This is a genomic window from Kitasatospora sp. NPDC058063 (assembly GCF_042885395.1).
Lineage (GTDB): Bacteria > Actinomycetota > Actinomycetes > Streptomycetales > Streptomycetaceae > Kitasatospora > Kitasatospora lactacystinica.
Genome location: NZ_JBHVSD010000025.1, coordinates 125,474 through 147,859, shown reverse-complemented (window position 1 = coordinate 147,859; position 22,386 = coordinate 125,474). Strand labels below are relative to the sequence as shown.

At 74.8% G+C, this 22,386-nt stretch carries 16 protein-coding genes; 14 read left to right on the top strand and 2 right to left on the bottom strand.

Going from position 1 to position 22,386, the window contains the following annotated elements:
• Positions 1–125: 125 nt before the first annotated feature.
• From ACFVUY_RS34060 to ACFVUY_RS34030, 7 genes are all read left to right on the top strand, one after another.
• The gene (locus ACFVUY_RS34060; RefSeq protein WP_387736172.1) at positions 126–2,798 is read left to right on the top strand and encodes a DNA translocase FtsK; all 2,673 of its coding nucleotides are present in this window, start codon (positions 126–128) and stop codon (positions 2,796–2,798) included.
• A 281-nt stretch (positions 2,799–3,079) separates the two neighbouring features.
• Entirely contained in the window at positions 3,080–3,943 is an 864-nt protein-coding gene (locus ACFVUY_RS34055; protein WP_387694053.1) for a helix-turn-helix domain-containing protein, read from the top strand.
• Between the two features lie 96 nt (positions 3,944–4,039).
• Entirely contained in the window at positions 4,040–5,560 is a 1,521-nt protein-coding gene (gene rimO / locus ACFVUY_RS34050) for a 30S ribosomal protein S12 methylthiotransferase RimO (RefSeq protein WP_387694054.1), read from the top strand.
• Positions 5,557–6,195 (top strand): CDP-diacylglycerol--glycerol-3-phosphate 3-phosphatidyltransferase, encoded by a 639-nt coding sequence (pgsA, locus tag ACFVUY_RS34045; RefSeq protein ID WP_387694056.1) that lies wholly within the window; start codon positions 5,557–5,559, stop codon positions 6,193–6,195. The genes rimO and pgsA overlap by 4 nt, the downstream gene beginning before the upstream one ends.
• 17 nt (positions 6,196–6,212) lie before the next feature.
• Positions 6,213–6,725, top strand: a complete 513-nt coding sequence (locus tag ACFVUY_RS34040) for a CinA family protein (protein WP_387736170.1) — start codon at positions 6,213–6,215, stop codon at positions 6,723–6,725.
• A 319-nt stretch (positions 6,726–7,044) separates the two neighbouring features.
• The gene (locus ACFVUY_RS34035; protein ID WP_387694057.1) at positions 7,045–7,413 is read left to right on the top strand and encodes a helix-turn-helix domain-containing protein; all 369 of its coding nucleotides are present in this window, start codon (positions 7,045–7,047) and stop codon (positions 7,411–7,413) included.
• 55 nt (positions 7,414–7,468) lie between these two features.
• Positions 7,469–7,777, top strand: coding sequence for a hypothetical protein (locus ACFVUY_RS34030; RefSeq protein WP_387736168.1), 309 nt, complete (start codon positions 7,469–7,471; stop codon positions 7,775–7,777).
• Positions 7,778–7,871: 94 nt separating this feature from the next.
• Here the strand turns inward: ACFVUY_RS34030 and ACFVUY_RS34025 are convergent, their stop codons facing one another.
• Complete coding sequence (locus ACFVUY_RS34025) at positions 7,872–12,581, bottom strand: ATP-dependent helicase (RefSeq protein WP_387736166.1); 4,710 nt, start codon at positions 12,579–12,581, stop codon at positions 7,872–7,874.
• Positions 12,582–12,790: 209 nt separating this feature from the next.
• Here ACFVUY_RS34025 and ACFVUY_RS34020 point away from each other — a divergent pair, with 209 nt between their 5' ends.
• From ACFVUY_RS34020 to rny, 7 genes are all read left to right on the top strand, one after another.
• A complete protein-coding gene (locus ACFVUY_RS34020; protein WP_387736164.1) occupies positions 12,791–14,389 on the top strand; it encodes a S8 family serine peptidase in 1,599 nt (532 codons plus the stop codon).
• Between the two features lie 112 nt (positions 14,390–14,501).
• Positions 14,502–15,092, top strand: a complete 591-nt coding sequence (locus ACFVUY_RS34015) for a GNAT family N-acetyltransferase (protein ID WP_387694062.1) — start codon at positions 14,502–14,504, stop codon at positions 15,090–15,092.
• Entirely contained in the window at positions 15,089–15,283 is a 195-nt protein-coding gene (locus ACFVUY_RS34010) for a DUF3046 domain-containing protein (RefSeq protein WP_387736162.1), read from the top strand. Before ACFVUY_RS34015 ends, ACFVUY_RS34010 begins: the two co-directional genes overlap by 4 nt.
• Positions 15,284–15,401: 118 nt before the next feature.
• On the top strand, positions 15,402–16,547 hold the full coding sequence (locus ACFVUY_RS34005; protein ID WP_387694112.1) for an AI-2E family transporter: 1,146 nt from the start codon (positions 15,402–15,404) through the stop codon (positions 16,545–16,547).
• 197 nt (positions 16,548–16,744) lie between these two features.
• Positions 16,745–17,869 (top strand): recombinase RecA, encoded by a 1,125-nt coding sequence (gene recA / locus ACFVUY_RS34000; protein WP_387694063.1) that lies wholly within the window; start codon positions 16,745–16,747, stop codon positions 17,867–17,869.
• 4 nt (positions 17,870–17,873) lie between these two features.
• A complete protein-coding gene (gene recX / locus ACFVUY_RS33995) occupies positions 17,874–18,881 on the top strand; it encodes a recombination regulator RecX (RefSeq protein ID WP_387736160.1) in 1,008 nt (335 codons plus the stop codon).
• A gap of 134 nt (positions 18,882–19,015) precedes the next feature.
• On the top strand, positions 19,016–20,485 hold the full coding sequence (gene rny / locus ACFVUY_RS33990) for a ribonuclease Y (RefSeq protein WP_387736158.1): 1,470 nt from the start codon (positions 19,016–19,018) through the stop codon (positions 20,483–20,485).
• A 93-nt stretch (positions 20,486–20,578) separates the two neighbouring features.
• On the opposite strand, the gene ACFVUY_RS33985 is transcribed toward rny, so the two are convergent.
• Positions 20,579–22,306 (bottom strand): FAD-dependent monooxygenase, encoded by a 1,728-nt coding sequence (locus tag ACFVUY_RS33985; RefSeq protein WP_387736156.1) that lies wholly within the window; start codon positions 22,304–22,306, stop codon positions 20,579–20,581.
• Positions 22,307–22,386 lie beyond the last annotated feature (80 nt).

Sequence of the window (22,386 nt, the reverse complement as noted above, 5' to 3'; positions counted from 1 at the left end):
TCCGGGTGGTCCGGTGCGGCGACCGGGTGAATCCCGGTCAGGGTGACGGTGTGTCTGCGACACGTCCCGGCGCCCGGGCTCGGGCACATGTGCAGTGGTCGTCGGCCCCGGTAGGCTGCTGACCCATGGCCACTCGCACGCCCGGGAACGCAGCACGTAAGTCGAGTCCGGGAGCGTCCGGGAAGGCCGCGGCGAAGGCCCCGGGCAAGCCGCCCGCGAAGAAGGCGGCGGCCGGGAAGGCGGCTCCCGCGAAGAAGGCGGTGGCCAAGCCGGCCGCACCCGCGCCGAAGCCGTCCAGATCGGTGCTGATGGGCGCGCTCAACGCCCTGGCCAGCCCGATCGCGGCGATCTTCCGGGGCTTCGGCGACGGCGCCAAGAACCTGCATCCGGACCACCGCAAGGACGGCGTGGGCCTGCTGCTGTTCGCGCTCGCGCTGGTGACCGCGGCCGGCACGTGGTTCAGCCCGCAGGGCTGGCTGGGAGAGGGGGCCACCGCGGTGGTGTCCGGGCTGTTCGGCCGGCTCGACGTGCTGGTGCCGTTCCTGCTGGCCGCGATGGCGATCAGGCTCTGGCGCCACCCGGAGCTGCCGGAGGCCAACGGGCGGATCATGATCGGGCTGAGCGCGCTGCTGGTCGGCGTCCTCGGCCTGGTCCACATCGGCTGCGGCGCGCCCATGATGGGCAGCGGCGCCTCCCGGATAAGGGCGGCCGGCGGAATCATCGGCTGGGCCGCGTCCACCCCGATGATGGCCGCCGCCGGGCCGGCGCTCGCCGTGCCGCTGCTCCTGCTGCTGGCCTTCTTCGGCCTGCTGGTGGTCACCGCCACCCCGATCAACCGGATCGGCGAGCGGGTGCGGGGGATCGGCATACGGCTGGGCGTGGTCGAGCCCGGGCCGGAGGACGGGCGGTGGGGGCGCGCGCCGGAGCGCGAGCTGTCCACCGACCCGCCGGAGGACGCCGACCCCGACGCGCTGCCGTTCACCGTGGACACCGACAGTGACGACCCCTCGGACGAGGTGGCCGCCCGCCGGCGCCGCCGCCGGCGCAAGCCCGCCGAGGAGCCGGAGGACGCCGAGCGGATCTCCCTGGACAAGGAGCCGCTGGACCCCTACGCCACCCGCGACCTCGCCGCCGGCGCGGCCGCGGACCTGGACGGCGCCCTGGTCTACGGCGTGCCCGCCTCCTCCGCTGTGGCGGACATGATGCACCAGGTGCAGGACCGCACCGCCCCGCCGGAGGAGGCCGCCGTCCCCGCCGCCCGCAGCGGCGGCCCGGGCGCGCCCGAGGAGCACGGCGCGGCGCCGGTGCGGATGGAGCAGCTGCAGTTCGGCGAGGGCGTCACCTACGCCCTGCCCCCGCTCGACCTGCTGGAGCGCGGCGGCCCGGCCAAGGCCCGCAGCGCCCTCAACGACGAGGTGGTCGCCCAGCTCACCGGCACCTTCGCCGAGTTCAAGGTGGACGCCAGGGTCACCGGCTTCACCCGGGGGCCGACGGTCACCCGCTACGAGGTCGAGCTCGGCCCGGCCGTCAAGGTGGAGCGGATCACCGCGCTCGCCAAGAACATCGCGTACGCGGTGGCCAGCCCGGACGTGCGGATCATCAGCCCGATCCCCGGAAAGTCCGCGGTCGGGATCGAGATCCCCAACCGGGACCGCGAGATGGTCAACCTCGGCGACCTGCTGCGCTCGCGCACGGCCGCCGAGGACACCCACCCGATGGTCGTCGGCATGGGCAAGGACGTCGAGGGCCACACCGTGATGGCCAACCTCGCCAAGATGCCGCACATCCTGGTGGCCGGCGCGACCGGCGCGGGCAAGTCCTCCTGCATCAACTGCCTGATCACCTCGATCCTCGCCCGGGCCACCCCGGACGAGGTGCGGATGGTGCTGGTCGACCCCAAGCGGGTCGAGCTGACCGCGTACGAGGGCATCCCGCACCTGATCACGCCGATCATCACCAACCCCAAGAAGGCCGCCGAGGCCCTCCAGTGGGTGGTGCGCGAGATGGACATGCGCTACGACGACCTCGCGGCGTTCGGCTTCCGGCACGTGGACGACTTCAACGCGGCGGTGCGGGCCGGCAGGGTCACCCCGCCGCTCGGCAGCGAGCGCGAGCTGACGCCGTACCCGTACCTGCTGGTGATCGTCGACGAGCTGGCCGACCTGATGATGGTCGCGCCGCGCGACGTCGAGGACTCGGTGGTCCGGATCACCCAGCTGGCCCGCGCGGCCGGCATCCACCTGGTGCTCGCCACCCAGCGGCCCTCGGTGGACGTGGTCACCGGCCTGATCAAGGCCAACGTGCCGTCCCGGCTGGCCTTCGCGACCTCCGCGATGGCCGACTCCCGGGTCATCCTGGACCAGCCCGGCGCCGAGAAGCTGATCGGCAAGGGCGACGCGCTCTTCCTGCCGATGGGCGCCAGCAAGCCGATCCGGATGCAGGGCGCGTTCGTCACCGAGGCGGAGATCGCCAGGGTGGTGCAGCACTGCAAGGACCAGCTGACCGCCGTCTACCGGGACGACGTGACGGTCGGGGGCGGGCCGAAGAAGGAGATCGACGAGGAGATCGGCGACGACCTGGACCTGCTGATCCAGGCGGCCGAGCTGGTGGTCTCCACCCAGTTCGGCTCGACCTCGATGCTCCAGCGCAAGCTCCGGGTCGGCTTCGCGAAGGCGGGCCGGCTGATGGACCTGATGGAGTCGCGCGGGATCGTCGGTCCGAGCGAGGGCTCCAAGGCCCGCGACGTGCTGGTGAAGCCGGACGAGCTGGACGGGGTGCTGATCACCCTTCGGGGCTGACGGCCGGGCCCCGTCGGGGCCCGGCCCGTGTCCTGGGCGAGGTGTCACTCGTTCGGAGGAGGGTAGGCGCCGCGTGGGGAACCGAACGTGCGTACACCGCGTCACACCGCGGAAAGCGGACCCCGGATTCCCCGCGCGGCCGCGCTGACGGCCCGTCGGCGCGGTTCCGGACCTCGGTCGGACCGGGAGTGCGCATTCGGCCCGTTCCGCTTGAGAAACGATCCGCCCACGCCCCTAGACTGTTCCCCAGCAGGTGGCCATCCGCTCGAAAGGCGTGCCCCGTGACCATCGGCAAGTCCTCCGACCGCGAGAACACCATGCCGTCCCTCGAACCGGCCGACGACGTGGTGCAGGCGGCCGATGCCCCGAGCATCGGCCGGGTGCTGTCCACCGCCCGGATCGACGCGGGGCTCACGGTGGACCAGGTGAGTACCGCCACCCGGGTCCGGGTGCCGATCGTCCACGCCATCGAGGCGGACGACTTCGCCCGCTGCGGCGGCGACTTCTACGCCCGCGGGCACATCCGCCTGATCGCCCGGGTGGTCGGCCTGGACGGCGAGGCGCTGGTCGCCCGGTACGACGCCGCGCACGGCGGCCCGCCCGCCGCCAGGCGTCCGGCGACCCAGCTGATCGACAGCGGCCCGATCAAGGTGCCCCGCCGCGGCCGGCCGAACTGGGCGGCCGCCATGGTCGCCGCGATCGTCGCCGTGGTCGCGCTGATCGGCTTCAACCTGGTCAGCGGCACGGGCGGGCGCGGCAGCACCGGCTCGGCCAGCGCGCCGCTGCCCAGCGGCTCCGGGACCGGCTCGGTGGCCCCCGCCGCCACGCCCGCCGTCCAGCCGCCGGCTCCCGTGCCCAGCGCCGCCGCGATCGCCGCCGTCCCGGCCGACAAGGTCACCGTGAAGCTGGTCGCCGAGGGCACCAGCTGGGTCTCGGCGATGGACGGCAGCGGCAAATCGCTGTTCCAGAACAACATCAGCAACGGCCAGGACCAGACCTTCACCGACCCCCGGCAGATCAAGCTGGTGCTCGGCAACGGCGGGGCCGTGCACGCGTACGTCAACGGGAAGGACCTCGGCCTCCTCGGCAAGGACGGCCAGGTGGTGCACGTCACGTACACCCCCGGAGACCCGCAGGCTGGCTGACCACAGGGGCCGAACGGCCCGCTGATGATCAGCTGATCCGAGGCGCGCGGACTCCGGGGCCAACGGCACCGGAGCCCGCGCGTTAATCTTGGGCCTATGCCTGAACGCCGTACTGTCGCCCTTGTCACGCTCGGATGCGCCCGCAACGAGGTGGACTCCGAGGAACTCGCCGGGCGACTGGAAGCCGACGGCTGGTTGCTCGTCGACGACGCCGCCGAAGCGGACGTCGCCGTGGTCAACACCTGCGGCTTCGTCGAGGCCGCCAAGAAGGACTCCGTGGACGCCCTGCTGGAGGCCAACGACCTCAAGGGGCACGGCCGCACCCAGGCCGTCGTCGCGGTCGGCTGCATGGCCGAGCGGTACGGCAAGGAGCTCGCCGACGCGCTGCCCGAGGCCGACGGCGTGCTCGGCTTCGACGACTACACCAACATCTCCGACCGCCTGCAGACGATCCTCTCCGGCGGCCACCACGCCCCGCACCTGCCGCGCGACCGCCGCAAGCTGCTGCCGGTCAGCCCGGCCGAGCGGCAGTCCGCCGCCGAGACCGTCGCGCTGCCCGGCCACGGCGCCGAGGCCCCCGCCGAGCCGATCACCGACCTGCCCGACGGCCTCGCCCCCGCCTCCGGCCCGCGCACCCTGCGCAAGCGGCTGGACGACAACCCGGTGGCCTCGGTCAAGCTCGCCTCCGGCTGCGACCGCCGCTGCTCCTTCTGCGCCATCCCGGCCTTCCGCGGCTCCTTCATCTCCCGGCGCCCCTCCGACGTGCTGAACGAGGCCCAGTGGCTGGCCGGGCAGGGCGTGCGCGAGATCGTCCTGGTGAGCGAGAACAACACCTCGTACGGCAAGGACCTCGGCGACATCCGGCTGCTGGAGACGCTGCTCGGCGAGATCGCCGCGATCGAGGGCGTCGAGCGGGTCCGGGTCTCCTACCTCCAGCCGGCCGAGATGCGCCCGGGCCTGATCGACTCGATGACCGGGACCGCCGACGTGGTGCCCTACTTCGACCTGTCCTTCCAGCACTCGGCACCCGCCGTGCTGCGCCGGATGCGCCGCTTCGGCTCCACCGACCAGTTCCTGGAACTGCTGGGGACCATCCGCGGCAAGGCCCCGCAGGCCGGCGCCCGGTCCAACTTCATCGTCGGCTTCCCCGGTGAGACCGAGGAGGACTTCGCCGAGCTGGAGCGCTTCGTCACCCACGCCGGGCTGGACGCGATCGGCGTCTTCGGCTACTCCGACGAGGACGGCACCGAGGCCGCGACCTACGACGGCAAGCTCGCCGAGGACGTGATCGCCGACCGCCTGGACCGGCTGAGCCGGCTGGCCGAGGAGATGACCGCCCAGCGGGCCGAGCAGCGGATCGGCACCGAGGTCGAGGTGCTGATCGAGTCGGTCGAGGACGGCGTGGTCGAGGGCCGCTCCGCCCACCAGGCCCCGGAGACCGACGGCCTGACCACCCTCACCGGCGTCGAGGCGCCCGGGATCGGCCAGTTCTGGCGGGCCAAGGTGGTCGCCAGCGAGGGCGTCGACCTGATCGCCGAGGCGCTGGAGCAGGTGCGACCGCCCAGGACCCCGGGCGCCGAGGTCGCGGGGGCCACGGTCTCGGGAGTCGGGGAATGACCAAGGGGCCCGTCGCCCCGGCCGCGGCCCACCCGGGCAGACCGGTGGCCGCGGCGGCGTCCGCCCCGGGGATCTGGAACATCGCCAACGTGCTCACGATGGTCCGGGTGCTGCTGGTGCCGGTCTTCGTGGCCCTGCTGTTCGCCGACGACGGGCACAACCCCAAGTGGCGCGCCGTCGCCTGGGCGGCGTTCGCGATCGCGATGATCACCGACCTGTTCGACGGCGAGCTCGCCCGGCGCAAGGGCCTGGTCACCGACTTCGGCAAGATCGCCGACCCGATCGCCGACAAGGCGATCATGGGCTCGGCGCTGATCGGCCTCTCGGTGCTCGGCGACCTGCCCTGGTGGGTCACCGTGGTGATCCTGGCCCGCGAGCTCGGCATCACGCTGATGCGCTTCTGGGTGATCCGCTACGGCGTCATCCCGGCCAGCCGCGGCGGCAAGCTCAAGACGCTCACCCAGGGCACCGCGGTCGGCATGTACGTGCTGCCGCTGACCGGCTGGCTGGCCACCGGGCGGGCCGTGCTGATGGGCCTGGCGGTAGTGCTGACCGTCGGCACCGCGCTGGACTACATCGGACAGGCGCTGCGACTGCGCCGCGAGGGACAGGCCGCGGCCCGGGCCGGCCGCTGAGCGACGGGGGAGACCGGGTGGCGGAGCGGGACGTGGCGCAGCGGGACGTGGCGGAGCGGGACTACGAGCTGGCCGAGCGGGCGCACGCCGCGCTGCGGGCCGAGGGCGGCACGCTCGCGGTCGCCGAATCGCTGACCGGGGGTCTGCTGGCCGCCGCGCTGGTGGACGTCCCCGGGGCGTCCGCGACCTTCCGGGGCTCGGTCACCGCGTACGCGACCGAGCTGAAGGCCTCGGTACTCGGGGTGGACGAGGGCCTGCTGGACGTGTACGGGCCGGTCCATCCGGTGGTGGCCCGGCAGATGGCCGAGGGCGTGCGCGGATTGCTGGGGGCGACGTACGGGCTCGCGACGACCGGGGTGGCCGGGCCGGACCCGCAGGACGGGCGGCCGGTGGGCACGGTGCACCTGGCGGTCGCCGGCCCGGGGGGAACTCTGGTCAGTTCGCCCCTGCTGTCGGGGGGGCGTGCCACAATCCGTCACGGGGCGGTGACCGCGGCGCTGGAGCTGCTGGTCGGTCGGTTCGCACGGTAGGGGCCCCGCCGGGCGGGGATCTCCACCGAACCGGGATCCGGCGATCCGGTGCGCGGGTATGGGACAGCTGGAGGATCGTGTTACATCCAACACCCTGGTTGGGCAGAAACCAGGTGGCGAACGAGTTGCGTGACGGTGGCGGGGCGGGTCGCGACGGGTACCACGAGGGGCCCGCGAACCCCGGTACGACACCGGAACGAGGAGGGGGACGGCCTTGCAGCCCAGAGTGAACACGACCAGGGTCCCCGCACGCGAAGCGGGCAAGGCGGTACGGTGGGGTCGTGACATCTCGATCCGCAGTCCGAGGAGGGAGGCACCGATGATCCTGCTTCGTCGCCTACTGGGCGATGTACTGCGTCGGCAGCGCCAGCGCCAGGGCCGCACACTCCGCGAGGTGTCGGCGGCCGCCAGGGTTTCGCTCGGATACCTCTCCGAGGTCGAGCGGGGACAGAAGGAGGCGTCCTCGGAGCTGCTCTCCGCCATCTGCGACGCACTCGATGTCCGGATGTCCGAGGTCATGCGCGAGGTCAGCGACGAACTGTCGCTCGCCGAACTTGCGGCGATGGCCACCCTCTCCGAAGGTGATCTGCTGAGGCCGGTACTCGAACCGGTTCCGCTGCCCGCCCCCGGCACCGACCGGGCGACCCTGTCGCCCAAGGCCGCCGCGATGGACGTGGTCGCCGCCTGATCCCGGCCTCGACTCCCGGGCGCCCCTGCCCGGGGCGAGCGAAGGGAGGGCGGTCGTGCGAACAGACGCGCAGACGCGCCCGATGGCCCGAATACGGGCCCGGGCGCGGCTGTCCACCCGGGTACGGCGTCCGGTGCGCGGGCTGCTGGCGCTCTCGGCGGCCGGGCTCGTTTGGTGGCTCCTGGTGGTCCGGGGGCAGTTGACCGACGGTGCGGTGCTGGGGCTGCTCGCGGCCGGCGGCTGGGGACTCGGTCTCATCCCGGTCCACGCCGACTGGAACGCGACCGGACCGGCCCGGCGTCCGCGCGCGGAGCCGGTGGCACCGGTGGAGCCGGTGGAGGTACAGCCACCGCCGACCGGGTGATTCGACGGGGCCGGAGGCCGCGGGGCCCGACCCCGCGGCCTCCGGCCTTTCGGCGTTCCCCGCCGGTCCCCGCGGCGGGGCCGGAACCGCGCGGTCAGGGACGCAGGCGCAGGCCGCGTGGGGTGGCGTGGAAGCCGGCCTCCTCCAGGGCCCGGCCGAGATCCGAGCCGAGGGCGGGCTCGCCGTTGGCCCGCTCGACCGTCACGCTGCCGAGCGCGCCCTCCCGGACGGCGGCCGCGAGCGCCCCGGCCGCCAGCGCCAGGGTGGCTCCGTCCTGCGGCCAGGCCAGCAGGGACTTGCCGCCGCGCTCGACGTACAGCGCCGGCTCGCCGTCCACCAGGACCACCAGGGCGCCCGCCTTGCGCCCCGGGCGGTGGGCGGTGGACTCCTTGCCGCCGGGGGCGGTGGGCGGCTCGGGCCAGGGCAGGGCGGCGCCGTACGCGTTGGCCGGGTCCGCGGCCGCCAGCACCAGCGTCTGCGGCGGCTCGCCCACCGGGGCGGCCGGCCACTCGGCGGCCCGGGCCCGCTCCAGCCGGCCGTTCACCGAGCGCAGCCGGTCCGCCGCGCCCTCCATGGCGAACTGGGCGCCGCCCAGGCCCTCGACGAAGTAGCCCCGGCGGGCCCGGCCGCGCTCCTCCATCGCGGCGAGCACCCGGTAGACGCCGGCGAAGCCGCCGGGCACCCGTTCGGCCGCCACCGTGCCCCGGGTGAGCAGGCCGTGCCGGTCCAGCAGGCTCTGCGCCCGGGCGGTGGCCCGGACCGTCGGGTCGGCGGCGAAGGCGGGCAGCAGCGACCACCGGCCGGCCACCGTCGGCGGGCCGCTGCGCAGGGCGCCGCCGACCCGGCCGAAGGCGCGGCCGGCACCGCCGTAGCGGCCGCGCGGGGTGGACCTCGGCGCGCGGTGGGCGGTGGCGCCCGCCGTCCGGCCGGAGCCGAGCAGGGCGCGCAGCGGGGCGAGGGTGTCGTTGGTGACGTGACCGGCCCAGACCAGGTCCCAGAGCGCCTCGACGATCTCCGCCTCGGCCGTCTCCTCCGGCAGCTGCTGGACGAGCTGGCGGAAGAACAGGCCGTAGCCGCCGGCCAGCGCGGACATCAGGGCGCTGTGCACCGGGGTGAGCGCGGGCGGAACGGGCTCGGGGCGCAGCAGGTGGGCGTTCTCGGCGAGGTGCAGGCTGAGCCAGCCGTCCTTGCCGGGCAGCGCGCCGGCCCCGCACCAGCCGACCTCGCCGGCCGCCATCAGTTCGTCCAGCAGACCGGGGGAGTAGTCGGTGAGCCGGGCCGGGAGGATCAGCTTCTCCAGCGCGGAGGCGGGCAGGGCGGTGCCCTGGAGCTGCTCGACCACCCGCAGCAGGCCGTCCGGGCCGCGCAGCCGGTGGCCGGACAGGTGCTGCCACTGCGGCAGGAAGGCGGCCAGGGCGCGCGGCGGGACCGGCTCGACCTCCTGGCGCAGGGCCGCCAGCGAGCGGCGGCGCAGCCGGCGCAGCACCTCGGCGTCGCACCACTCGGGGGCGGTGTGGCTCTCGGAGGGCCTGAAGCGGCCCTGGACCAGCCGGCCGGCGGCGGTCAGGCGGTGCAGGGTGCCGGCGACCACGGCGCCGCCCAGGCCGTAGCGGGCGGCGGCCTCCGCGGCGGTGAACGGGCCGTGGGTACGGGCGTGGCGGGCGATCAGATCGCCCAGCGGATCCTTGACCGGTTCGGTGAAGGCCTCCGGGACACCCACCGGCAGCGGCGTGCCCAGCGCGTCGCGCAGCCGTCCGGCGTCCTCGATCGCGGTCCAGCGCCGCTCGCCGGCGATCCGGACCTGGATCACCCGGCGGGCCGCCTCCAGCTCCAGGGCCCAGAGCGGATCGGCGCCGCGGAGCGTCAACTCGGCCTCGGTGAGCGGGCCGAGCAGGCGCAGGGCGTCGGCGACACCCTCGGCGTCCTTGATCCGGCGTTCGGGGGTGAGGCGCTGGAGCTCGGCCTCCAGCTCGGTGAGCACCTGCGGGTCGAGCAGTTCGCTCAGTTCGGCCTGGCCGAGGAGTTCGGACAGCAGCCGGGAGTCGAGCGAGAGGGCGGCGGCACGGCGCTCGGCGAGCGGGGTGTCGCCCTCGTAGAGGAACTGGGCGACGTAGCCGAACAGCAGCGAGCGGGCGAAGGGCGAGGGCTCCGGGGTGGTGACCTCGACCAGGCGGACGGCGCGGGACTCCAGATCGCCCATCAGCTCGACCAGGCCGGGGACGTCGAACACGTCCTGCAGGCACTCCCGGACGGCCTCCAGGACGATCGGGAACGAGCCGTACTCGGAGGCGACTTCGAGCAACTGGGCGGCGCGCTGGCGCTGCTGCCAGAGCGGGGTGCGGCGGCCGGGGCTGCGACGGGGGAGCAGCAGGGCGCGGCCGGCGCATTCCCGGAAGCGGGAGGCGAACAGGGCGGAGCCGCCGACCTGGTCGGTGACCAGCTGTTCGATCTCGCCGGGGTCGAACAGGGCGGCGTCGGCGCCGACCGGTGCCTCGTCCGGGACCGCCTGCTCCGGGGGGCCGCCGAAGTCGAAGTCGGCGGCCAGCAGGTCGGCGTCGGGCAGGCGCAGCACGATGCCGTCGTCGGCGTGCATGACCTGCGGGTCCAGACCGTGCTTCTCGCGCAGCCGGGCGCCGAGGGCGAGCGCCCAGGGGGCGTGCACCTGGGCGCCGAAGGGGGAGTGGATGACGATCCGCCAGTCGCCGAGTTCGTCCCGGAAGCGCTCGACCACGATGGTGCGGTCGTCCGGGAGGTGGCCGCAGGCGGCGCGCTGCTCGGCCAGGTAGTCCAGCAGGTTGGCGGCCGCCCAGTCGTCCAGGCCGGCCTGCTGGAGGCGCGCGGTGGCGGCCTCGGGCCGGAGGGCGCCCAGTTCGCGGGTGAAGGCGCCGAGGGCGCGGCCGAGTTCGAGCGGACGGCCGAGGGTGTCGCCCTTCCAGAACGGGAGCCGGCCGGGGACACCGGGAGCCGGGGTGACCAGCACCTTGTCGTGGGTGATCTCCTCGATCCGCCAGGAGGTGGTGCCGAGGGTGAACACGTCGCCGACGCGGGACTCGTAGACCATCTCCTCGTCGAGCTCGCCCACCCGTCGCCCGCCACCGTCCTTCTTCCCCGTCTTCGAATCGGACGCGGTGGTGCCGGCGATGAACACGCCGAACAGGCCGCGGTCGGGGATGGTGCCGCCGGAGGTGACGGCCAGCCGCTGGGCGCCGGGCCGGCCGGTCACCGTGCCGGCCACCCGGTCCCACACCAGGCGGGGGCGCAGCTCGGCGAATGCATCCGAGGGGTAGCGGCCGGCCAGCATGTCGAGCACGCCGTCGAACGCGGACTGCGGGAGGGTGGCGAAGGGGGCGGCGCGGCGGACCACGGCGAGCAGCTCGTCCACCGGCCAGGCGTCCAGGGCCGTCATCGCGACCAGCTGCTGGGCGAGCACGTCCAGCGGGTTGCGCGGGACGCGCAGCGACTCGATCCGGCCGGCCCGCATCCGCTCGGTGACCACGGCGGACTGCACGAGGTCCCCCCGGTACTTGGGGAAGAACACACCGGTGGAGACGGCGCCGACCTGGTGGCCGGCCCGGCCGACCCGCTGCAGGCCGGAGGCGACCGAGGGCGGGGACTCGACCTGGACGACCAGTTCGACGGCGCCCATGTCGATGCCCAGCTCCAGGCTGGAGGTGGCGACCACGGCGGGCAGCCGGCCGGCCTTCAACTCCTCCTCGACGAGCGACCGCTGCTCCTTGGAGACGGAGCCGTGGTGGGCCCGGGCGATCACCGGGGGCGCGCCCTTGGCCGCGCCCGAGCCGCCCATCAGCTCGGCCGGGGCGTGCGCCCCGGGGACGGCGGTGCCGGTGGCGCGCTCGTGGGCGATCTCGTTCAGCCGGTTGCACAGCCGCTCGGCCAGCCGGCGGGAGTTGGCGAAGACGATGGTCGAGCGGTGCGCCTCGACCAGGTCGACGATCCGCTCCTCGACGTGCGGCCAGATCGACGCCTGCCGCTGCGGGTCGGTGCCGGCGGCGCCGCCGGTGGCCGGGGCGGCGGGCAGGTCGTCCAGGTCGGGGACGGGGACGACCACCGAGAGGTCGAAGTCCTTTTCGGAGGCGGGCTGGACCACGGCGGCGCCGCGCCGGGGGCTCAGGAAGCGGGCCACCTCCTCGACCGGGCGGACCGTCGCGGACAGGCCGATCCGGCGGGCCGGGCGGTCCAGCAGCTCGTCCAGCCGCTCCAGGCTGAGCGCGAGGTGCGCGCCGCGCTTGGTGCCGGCGACCGCGTGCACCTCGTCCAGGATCACCGTGTCCACGCCGCGCAGGGCCTCCCGGGAGGCGGAGGTGAGCAGCAGGAACAGCGATTCGGGGGTGGTGATCAGGATGTCCGGCGGGTGGGTCGCGAAGCGTCGGCGCTCGGCGGCCGGGGTGTCGCCGGAGCGGATGGCGACCTGGACCTCCGGTTCGGGCAGGCCGAGCCGCACGGCGGCCTGGCGCAGGCCGGCCAGCGGGGCGCGCAGGTTCCGTTCGACGTCCACCGCGAGCGCCTTGAGCGGCGAGACGTAGAGGACCCGGCAGCGGCGCCTGGGCTCGGCGGGGGGCGGGGTGGTGCTGAGGCGGTCGAGGGCGGAGAGGAAGGCGGCCAGCGTCTTGCCGGAGCCGGTGGGGGCGACCACCAGGACGTCCGTCCCCCGCTGGATGGCCCGCCAGGCCTCGGACTGGGCGGCGGTGGGGGCGGAGAAGGCGCCGGTGAACCAGGCCCGGGTGGCCGGGGCGAAACCGGCCAGGGGGTCGTCGGCGGGCGGGGTCGGGTGCTGGGGCGCCATGCCCCCATGGTGCCGGGTGGGACCGACAAGTGGAGGTGGGCCGGGACGGGGGCCGGGAGGGGACGGGCTTGAGGTGCGGGGAGGGCGGGCGGAAGGCGCGGGGGGAGGGGTGCAAGCCGGGGAGCAGAAACAACAATCCGCTCATATGGTGAGGAATCGGATGCTTGATCCAGCCGTGACCCACCGGACCGACGAGCGGAGACCGTGCGATGGCGCAGGTGCACCCGTCGGGCAGGACCGTCCGGCGCCGCCGGGTCGGCGGGCCCGCCCGGGCGCTGCTCGCGATGCTGCTCACGGCGCTCGTGGTGGGTGGCGCCGTCCCGTACGTGTCCGGATCGGGGCGGGCGTACCTCAGCTACCTGGTGCTGGCCGAGGGCGAGGACGCCGCCGGCGCGGCCCGGGCCGGTGCGGAGAGCCGGGCCGCGGGCGGGCAGGTGGTCCAGGAGTACCCGCAGATCGGGGCCGCGCTGGTGTACGCGACCGGCCCGTTCGCCGACCGGGTGCGAGCCCGGCCCGGGATCGCCGCCGTCGGGGCGACCAGGACCGCGCCGGTGGTCGCGCCGCCGCGGGTGGTGGCGGGGGCGGGCGACTTCTCGGCGGGCACCGGCACGGGGCCGGCGGCCGGGACGGGGCGGAGCGGGGACGTCCTTCCGCGCGGTGGTGACCGGGCGGACTCGGGGACCGTGACGGTGCCCGATCCGGGGGAGGCGGGCGCCTGGAACCTCGCCATGGTCGGGGGCGCCGGCGTCCGGGCGGGCGATGCCTCGGCGGTGTCCGGTGGCGCGCGGCCGGCCGCAGGCGCGGTGCAGGGCGGGGCTTCGGTGCAGGCCGGGGGTGCGGTGCCGGGCGCCGACGTGCTGCACAAGGTGCTGGTCGCCGTGCTGGACTCCGGCGTCGACGACACCCACCCGGACCTGCGTGCCGCCGTCGACCCCAAGGCCTCCGCCTCCTGCGCGGACGGCCGGCCCGACGCCCGGACCGGCGCCTGGCGGCCGGACCCCGGGGTGGTCGAGAGCGGCCACGGCACGCACGTCGCCGGGATCGTCGGCGCCACCCGGGACGGCCACGGCGTCACCGGGGTCGCGCCGGGCGTACGGATCGCCGCCGTCCGGCTGCTCGGACCGCTCGGGCAGTACTACGCCGAGAATGTCGTCTGCGGCATGCTCTGGGCCGCCGACCACGGGGCCAGGGCGATCAACAACAGCTACTTCGCCGACCCGTGGAAGTACAACTGCCCCGAGGACCGGGACCAGGCCGCACTGACCGCGGCCGTCGGGCGGGCCGTCGGGTACGCCCGGCGGAAGGGGGCGGTGGTGGTCGCCTCGGCGGGCAACGACGGGCAGGACCTCGGCGCCGGGCGGACCGACGACCGGAGCCCCAACGACCGGGTCTCGGGGCCGGCGCCCGTCCGCCACCTGGGCACCGAGTGCGTGCGGCTGCCCGGCGAGCTGCCCGGGGTGGTCACCGTCACCGCGGTCAACCGGGACGGGCACCCGGCGGGCTACTCCAACTACGGGCGCGGACGGGTCTCGCTGGCCGCGCCGGGGGGCGACCCGGACGGCGGGCCGCAGGGCGCGATCGTCTCCGACTGGCCGGACGGGCGGTACGCCGCGCTGGCGGGGACCTCGATGGCGGCCGCGCACGTGACCGGGGCGGTGGCGGTGGTGGCGGCCCTGCGTCCGGAGCTGGGGGCGGACGGGTTGGCGGGGGTGCTGGCGGGGGCGGCGGCGCCGGGGTGTCCTGCGGGGGTGTTCGGCTGCGGGGAGCGGCAGTACTTCGGTGCGGGGCTGCTGGCGCTGCCCCGGTGACGGGGGCGCGGTTTCCGTTGCGGGCGCGCGGGCTGCGCCCCGCGCGCCCGTCGGGTGGTGGGGCGGGGAAAAGCAGGTGACGGGGCGGCGGGACGGGGGTGAGGATCGGGGCATGGGTGAATCGGACGCGGCGGTGTTCCTGACGACCGAGCGGCTGGTGCTGCGGCGCTTCACGGCGGCGGACGCGGACCGGCTCGTGGAGCTGGACGGGGACCCCGCGGTGATGCGCTTCCTCACCGGGGGGAGGCCGAGCCCGCGGGAGTGGGTCGAGGGGGAGTTGTTGCCGCAGTACCTGGAGCACTACCGGCGGTACGGCGACCTCGGCTGGTGGGCGGCCGAGGAGCGGGCGGGCGGGGCGTTCCTGGGGTGGTTCGAGTTCCGGCCGACGCGGGAGGGGGAGCGCGGGGAGGTCGAGCTCGGGTACCGCCTGCGGCGGGCCGCGTGGGGGCGCGGGTACGCGACGGAGGGAGCGCGGGCGCTGGTCCGGCGCGGGTTCGCGGAGCTGGGGGTGGAGCGGGTGGTGGCGTACACCATGACGGTGAACGCGGGCTCGCGGCGGGTGATGGAGAAGAGCGGGCTCTCGTACGTCCGTACGTTCCGCGAGGACTGCCCGGAGACGATCCCGGGCAGTGAGCACGGTGAGGTCGAGTACGCGCTGACGGCCGGGGACTGGCGGGCGCGGTCCGGGATACTCGAGGCATGAGGCTGACGGATTTCTGGCGACGGATGTACGCGCACTTCGGGGAGTCGTACGCGGAGTCGTTCGCGACCGATCATGTGATGAGCGAGCTGGGCGGGCGGACGGTGCGCCAGGCGCTGGAGTCGGGCTGGGAGGCCAAGGACGTCTGGCGCGTGGTCTGCGAGACCCAGGGCGTCTCCGGCGTGCTGCGCTGAGTGCCGGCCCCCGGGCGGCATGGGACAGACTGTTCGGGTGACAAATAGCGCAGAGCAGAAGAATTCGGACCGGAGTGCCGAGGGCGCTCCAGTGGGCGGGGGGCTCTGGGGCGGCGGGATGCCGCGCTGGCTGCCGCGGGCGATGGTGCTGTTCCTGGTGCTGGTGGGGGTATTCCAGCTCGCCGACTGGGCGTTCCGGCAGCTGATCGACCTGTTCGTGATGCTGCTGGTGTCGTTCTTCCTGTCGCTGGCGCTGGAGCCGGCCGTGGACCGGATGGCGGCGCGCGGGGTGCGCCGGGGAGTGGGGACCTTCCTGGTGTTCGTGGCGGTCGGGGCCGCGGTGGTGGGCTTCCTCGCCGCGCTCGGCACGCTGCTGGTCGACCAGGTGGCGAAGATCGCGGGGGACCTTCCGCACCTGGTCGACAATCTGATCGGCTGGATCAACCAGACCTTCCACCAGGACCTCTCGCTGGGCGAGTTGCAGAATCGGTTGCTCAAGGACTCCGGCACCATCGAGAACTACGTCCAGCAGGCCGCCGACAATGTCTGGGGCGTCTCGTCCACCGTGATCGGCGGGCTCTTCCAGGCCTTCACGGTCGGGCTGTTCACCTTCTACTTCACCGCCGAGGGCCCGCGGGTGCGCCGGACGGTCTGTTCGATGCTGCCGCCCGCCAAGCAGGGCGAGGTACTGCGGGCCTGGGAGATCGCGCTCGCCAAGACCGGCGGCTACCTGTACTCCCGGGCGCTGCTCGCGGTGGTGTCGGCCGCCGGGCACTGGGTGATGTTCGAGCTGCTGGACCTGCCGTACGCGGCGGCGCTGGCGGTCTGGGTCGGCGTCATGTCGCAGTTCGTGCCGACCCTCGGGACGTACCTGGCCGGGACGCTGCCGGTGCTGGTGGCGCTGACGGTGGAGCCGGTGGACGCGCTCTGGGTGCTGGTCTTCGTGGTGGTCTACCAGCAGGTCGAGAACTACCTGCTGCAGCCGCGGATCACCGCGCGGACGGTGGACGTGCACCCGGCGGTGGCCTTCGGCTCGGTGATCGCGGGCGCGGCGCTGCTCGGCGCGGTCGGCGCGGTGATCGCGATCCCGGCGGCGGCCACGCTCCAGGGCTTCGTGGGGACGTACGTGCGGCGGTACGAGGTGGCCACCGATCCGCGGATCGACCGGGGCGAGCAGCGGCGGGCGCGGCGGGAGCTGCGCCGGGAGGCGGCCCGGCGGCTGCGCCGGATGGTCGGCGGGGACGGGACGAGGCGCGGGGAGTGACCCGGGGCGCCGCTCCCGGGGGGTGTCCCCGGGGGCGGCACGGCCCGGACGTGCGACGCTTGAATCGAACAGATGTTCTTTGTACTCTCCGGCGAGGAGTTTTCCACAGGCCGAGCCCGGTCGAGCCCGTTTGTCAGTGGGACGCGCTAGCGTCGAGGACGATGAAGCGCACAGCACAGAACCCGAGGGAAAAAGCCATGGCAGGTACGGACCGCGAGAAGGCCCTGGAGACCGCTCTCGCCCAGATCGAGCGGCAGTTCGGCAAGGGCTCGGTGATGCGCCTCGGCGAGAAGGCCAATGAGCCGATCGAGGTGATCTCCACCGGGTCCACCGCCCTGGACGTCGCCCTCGGGGTCGGCGGCATCCCGCGCGGCCGGGTGGTCGAGATCTACGGCCCCGAGTCCTCCGGCAAGACCACCCTGACCCTGCACCTGGCCGCCAACGCCCAGAAGGCCGGCGGCACGGTCGCGTTCGTCGACGCGGAGCACGCGCTCGACCCGGAGTACGCCAAGAAGCTCGGCGTGGACACCGACGCCCTGCTGGTCAGCCAGCCGGACACCGGTGAGCAGGCGCTGGAGATCACCGACATGCTGATCCGCTCCGGCGCGATCGACCTGGTGATCATCGACTCGGTCGCGGCGCTCGTGCCGCGCGCCGAGATCGAGGGCGAGATGGGCGACTCGCACGTCGGTCTGCAGGCCCGACTGATGAGCCAGGCGCTGCGCAAGATCGCCGGTGCGCTGAACCAGTCGAACACCACCGCGGTCTTCATCAACCAGCTGCGCGAGAAGATCGGCGTGATGTTCGGTTCGCCGGAGACCACGACGGGTGGCCGGGCGCTGAAGTTCTACGCCTCGGTCCGCCTCGACATCCGCCGGATCGAGACCCTGAAGGACGGCACCGAGGCGGTCGGCAACCGCACCCGCGTCAAGGTGGTCAAGAACAAGGTCGCCGCGCCGTTCAAGCAGGCCGAGTTCGACATCCTCTACGGCGTGGGCATCAGCCGCGAGGGCGGCCTGATCGACATGGGCGTGGAGCACGGCTTCATCCGCAAGTCGGGCGCCTGGTACACCTACGAGGGCGACCAGCTCGGCCAGGGCAAGGAGAACGCCCGCAACTTCCTGCGGGACAACCCGCAGCTCGCCGACGAGATCGAGCGGAAGATCAAGGGCAAGCTCGGCATCGGCCCGAAGGTGGAGGAGCCGGCCGAGGGCGGGGCCGACGCCGCTGCCGCTCCCGCCGCCGACGGCGCCGCCAAGCCGATCACCGCGACCGCCACCAAGACGGCCGCGGCGAAGAAGACGGCGGCGGCCAAGGCCTGATCCGTTGACGCAGTACGACACAGTGGGCGGCGGCCCGGCGGGCCCGGAGGACGACGACTACGGCCCGCCGGACTGGTTCGCCGCGGTCGCGGAGGAACCGGAGCCGGCGGCGAAGAGGCCCGGGCGGCGGCCCTCCCGGCGCGACCGCCGCTCCACCACGCAGTGGGCATCCGGCCCCGAGCCGGAGTTCGACCTGGCTCCGGACCGGGCGGTGCGCGGCGCGGCGCCCGGGCCGGAGCCGGCGGAAGCATCGGTCGAGGAGCTCGGCCTGGTCTCCGCCTCCGAGCTGCCCACCGGCCGCCGACGGCGGCGCTCGGCCCTGGAGGCCGAGGAACTCGAAGCGGCGGGGCCCGCTTCGGCACCGGCGGCCGTGGAGAGCGGCCGGGGCGGAGGCGAGGCGGCCGGTCACGGGGGTGCGGCCGCCTCGGCCTCCCGTCGCGGCGCCCGTCGGGGCCGTTCCGCGGCCGGGCCGTCCGGGGAGGAGGGCACCGGCCGTGCCTCCCGGAAGCAGGCCGAGGAGTCGGTCGATCCGGAGACCCGCGCGCGGGACATCTGCCTGCGGCTGCTCACCGGCGCCGCCAAGACCCGCAAGCAGCTCGCCGACGCCCTGCGCAAGCGGGAGATCCCGGACGAGGTCGCCGACGAGGTGCTCACCCGGCTCGAAGAGGTCGGGCTGATCGACGACGCGGCCTTCGCCGCGGCCTGGGTGGAGTCCCGGCACGCCGTCCGGGGCCTGTCCCGGCGGGCGCTGACCCAGGAGCTGCGCACCAAGGGCGTCGCCGCCGACCTGGTCGAGCAGGCCGTCGCCCAGGTCGACCACGACGACGAGACGGACGCGGCCCGGGCGCTGGTGGAGCGCAGACTGCGTGCCACCCGAGGGCTGGACGAACAGGTGCGCACCCGGCGGCTGGTCGGGATGCTGGCGCGGCGCGGCTACTCCGAGGGACTGGCGTTCCGGGTGGTGCGCAGTGCGCTGGAGGAGGAGCGGAGTGAACTGTCGGGTCGGGAGTAGTGGCAGTTCTGTAGGCGTCCTGGAGTGAACCAGGTCAACCCTTGACCCTTTCATGACCCCCACCTAGCCTCGCCATCAGTTCCCGGGGCGCCTCCGTACGGCGGCCCGCGCGGCGACGGGGGAGTGGGCGGCACATGGGGATCTCGGCGGGCACCGACCCGGGCGGCTCGCTGGTGGCGGTCGCCGGATCGGCCGCGTTCCTGCTGCTGGTGTTCGCGGTGGCCGCCGGGCTGGTGGTCAGGCGGCTCCGGGCGGCCCGGCACAGCGCGCTGGCCGAGGCCGAGCAGACCCGTCGGCGGGCCGAGGAGCAGAGCGCCGGGCAGCGGGCCGAACTCGCCCGGCGCGAGCAGGACATGGCCGAGGAGCTGCGCAGGCTGCGCCGCCGCGAGGACGAACTGGTGGAGCGCTCGACCGAGTTGGAGCGGTCCCGGAGCGAGTCCGAGGCGCTGGTCGCCCGCCGGGTGGCGGCGCTGGAGCGGGCCGCCGGGCTCTCCGCCGAGCAGGCCCGCGCCGAACTCCTGCGGGAGGCCGAGGAGTCGGTCCGGCGGGAGGCCGCGGTCACCGTCCGGGAGATCGAGCGCGAGGCCAAGGAGGAGGGCGAGCGCCGGGCCCGGGACATCGTCGCCGGGGCGATCCAGCGGCTGGCGACGGAGCAGACGCTGGAGAGCGCCGTCACCGTCCTGCCGCTGCCGAACGAGGACATCAAGGGCCGGATCATCGGTCGGGAGGGCCGCAACATCCGGGCCTTCGAGGCGGTCACCGGCGTGAACCTGATCGTCGACGACACCCCGGAGTCGGTGCAGCTGTCCTGCTTCGACCCGGTCCGCCGGGAGACCGCCCGGCTCACCCTGGAGCAGCTGGTCGAGGACGGCCGGATCCACCCGACCCGGATAGAGCACCTGCACGAGCGCAGCCGCGAGGAGGTCGGGCAGCGCTGCGTCCGGGCCGGCGAGGACGCCCTGCTGGACGCCCGGGTCGGCGCGATGCACCCCGAACTCGTCCGCACCCTGGGTTCGTTGCGCTACCGGGCGTCGTACGGGCAGAACGTGCTCGGGCACCTGCTGGAGTCCGCGCACCTGGCCGGGATGATGGCCGCCGAGCTCGGGGTGGACCCGGAGCCGGTGCGGCGCGCGGCGCTGCTGCACGACATCGGCAAGGCGCTCACCCATGAGTCGGAGGGCAGCCACGCGGCGGTGGGCGCGGAGCTCGCCCGGCGGTACGGCGAGTCCCCCGAGGTGGTGCACGCGATCGCCGCCCACCACAACGAGGTCGATCCCCGGACGGTGACGGCCGTGCTGACCCAGGCCGCGGACGGCTGCTCGGGCGGTCGGCCGGGCGCGCGCAAGGAGTCGCTGGAGCTGTACGTGCGGCGGCTGGCGCGGCTGGAGGAGATCGCGCGCTCGCACCAGGGCGTGGCCGAGGTGTACGCGATGCAGGCCGGCCGCGAGGTCCGGGTGATGGTCCGCCCGGACGCGGTGGACGACCTGGGCGCGGAGCTGATCGCCCGTGAGGTCGCCCGCCAGTTCTCCACCGAGCTGACCTACCCGGGCCGGATCCGGGTGACGGTGGTCCGGGAGAGCCGGGCCACGGCGGTGGCCGGCTAGGACGCCCCGCCAGGAGACCTGCCAGACCCGCCAGGACCCGTCAGGACACGCCAGGACCTGCCGGGCCGTCCCGCCATGATCCGCCAGGACCCGTCAGGACACGCCCTGGCTCGGGGAGTCCACCTCGCGGGGCGCGGGCTGCTCGGCCGGGTCGGGGGTCGGGGTGAGCGTGGCCGGGCCGCCGCGGGCGCGGTCGGCGAGGGCGAGGAGGTCCTCGGCGACGGCACCCTGGGTGACGCCGACGAGGTGGCCGTCCGGGCGGATCAGCAGGACGGTGTGCGGGCCGGCGCCCGGGTAGTCCTCGGTGACCAGCACCTCGGCGGGGACGGGCAGGGCGGCGGCGACCTCGGCGAGGCGGGGCATCAGGCCGGCGCCGAGCCAGTGCTCGGAGGACCAGACGGCGGTGCCGGGGGCGACCAGCAGCAGCAGGAAGGTGGTGCCGAGCCGGGCGTGCAGGTGGTCGGGGGTGCCGTCGTCGGCGAGCACCGGCAGGTCCGGGACGAGCACCCCGGGGGCGGTGGCGGGCAGCAGCTCGCTGAGCGAGGTGGCGCCGCGCGCGCCGCGCTGCAGCGGGACCCGGCCGGGGACGCCGGAGGGCGCCGCCGGGTAGGCGGGCGCGCCGCCGAACCGGCCGGTGCCGAGCTGGCCGTCGGCGAGCAGCGGGGCGTGCTTGCGGAAGCCGCCGACCAGCAGCGAGCGCCGGGTCTGCTGCCAGCCGCGCAGCGGGCGCAGCAGCGGCATGGACTGGTCGACCGCGCGCAGCCGGGCACCGACCGCCCCGCGCCGCTCGGCCTCGTAGCCGTCCAGCAGCGATCCGCCGGGCTGCGGGCCGCCGGAGTGGAGGTGCCAGGCGAGGGCCAGCCGCCAGGCGAGGTTGTCGGCGTCGCGCAGCCCGTCCGGGAGGTTCTGCATGCCGAGGGCGCCGTGCAGGTGGGCGGCGTCGCCGGCCAGGAAGCAGCGGCCGATCCGGAAGCGGGCGGCGAGCCGCTGCTGGGCGGTGTGGTCGGCGGCGGCCAGCAGTTCGAAGCGGGGCAACTCGCCGCACCAGCCGGTGAGGGTGGAGGTGACCCGGGTGAGCAGGGTGTCGCCGGTGACGATGCCGGGCCAGGTGGCGTGCGGGTCGACCGTCTCGGTGGCGGCGGGCCGGCCGGGGGGCAGTCGCCAGTCGAGCCGCCAGACGCCGTCCGGCAGCGGACGGGCGGAGGCCTCGCGGTCGCCCCGCCACGGGGGCTCGCGGTGCAGTCGGGCGCCGTCGAAGGGCAGGTCGACCCGGACGGTGGCGATGGCGTTGCGGTCGACCGCGGGGCGGCCGGGGAAACGGATCTTCAGGAGCTTGCGGACGGTGGATCTGGCGCCGTCGCAGCCGACCAGGTGGCTGCCGCGCCACCAGGTGGTGGAGCCGTCCTGGGTGCCCATGGTGCGGATGCTGACGCCGTCCCGGTCCTGTTCGAGTTCGACGACCCGGTTGAGCGGGACCAGCCTGATCAGCGGGGTGCCGGTGAGGGCGTCGCGCAGCCCGCGCTGGAGGCGGTGCTGGGGCAGGTGGTAGGTGGGCGAATCGGTGAGGTCGATCCGCAGCACCTCCTGGCGGCGGCGCCAGACGGCGAAGGAGTCCCACAGCGCGGAGTCCGAGGCGGCCCGCGGGTAGCCGATCCGGGTCAGGAAGGCGGCGGTGTCGGCGCCGAGCACGAGGCTGCGCGGACCTTCGGGACAGAGCCCGGAGCCCTCGTCCAGGACGATGGTGGGTACCTCGTGCCGGGCCAGGGCGAGGGCCAGGGCCAGACCGACCGGTCCGGCCCCGACCACGATCACCGGGTCCATGAGGGAACCTCCGGGCGCGAACCGGCCGATCGGCCGGCGTCAGTTACCGCTGCCGCATATGCCGCGTGGATGCTCCCGGG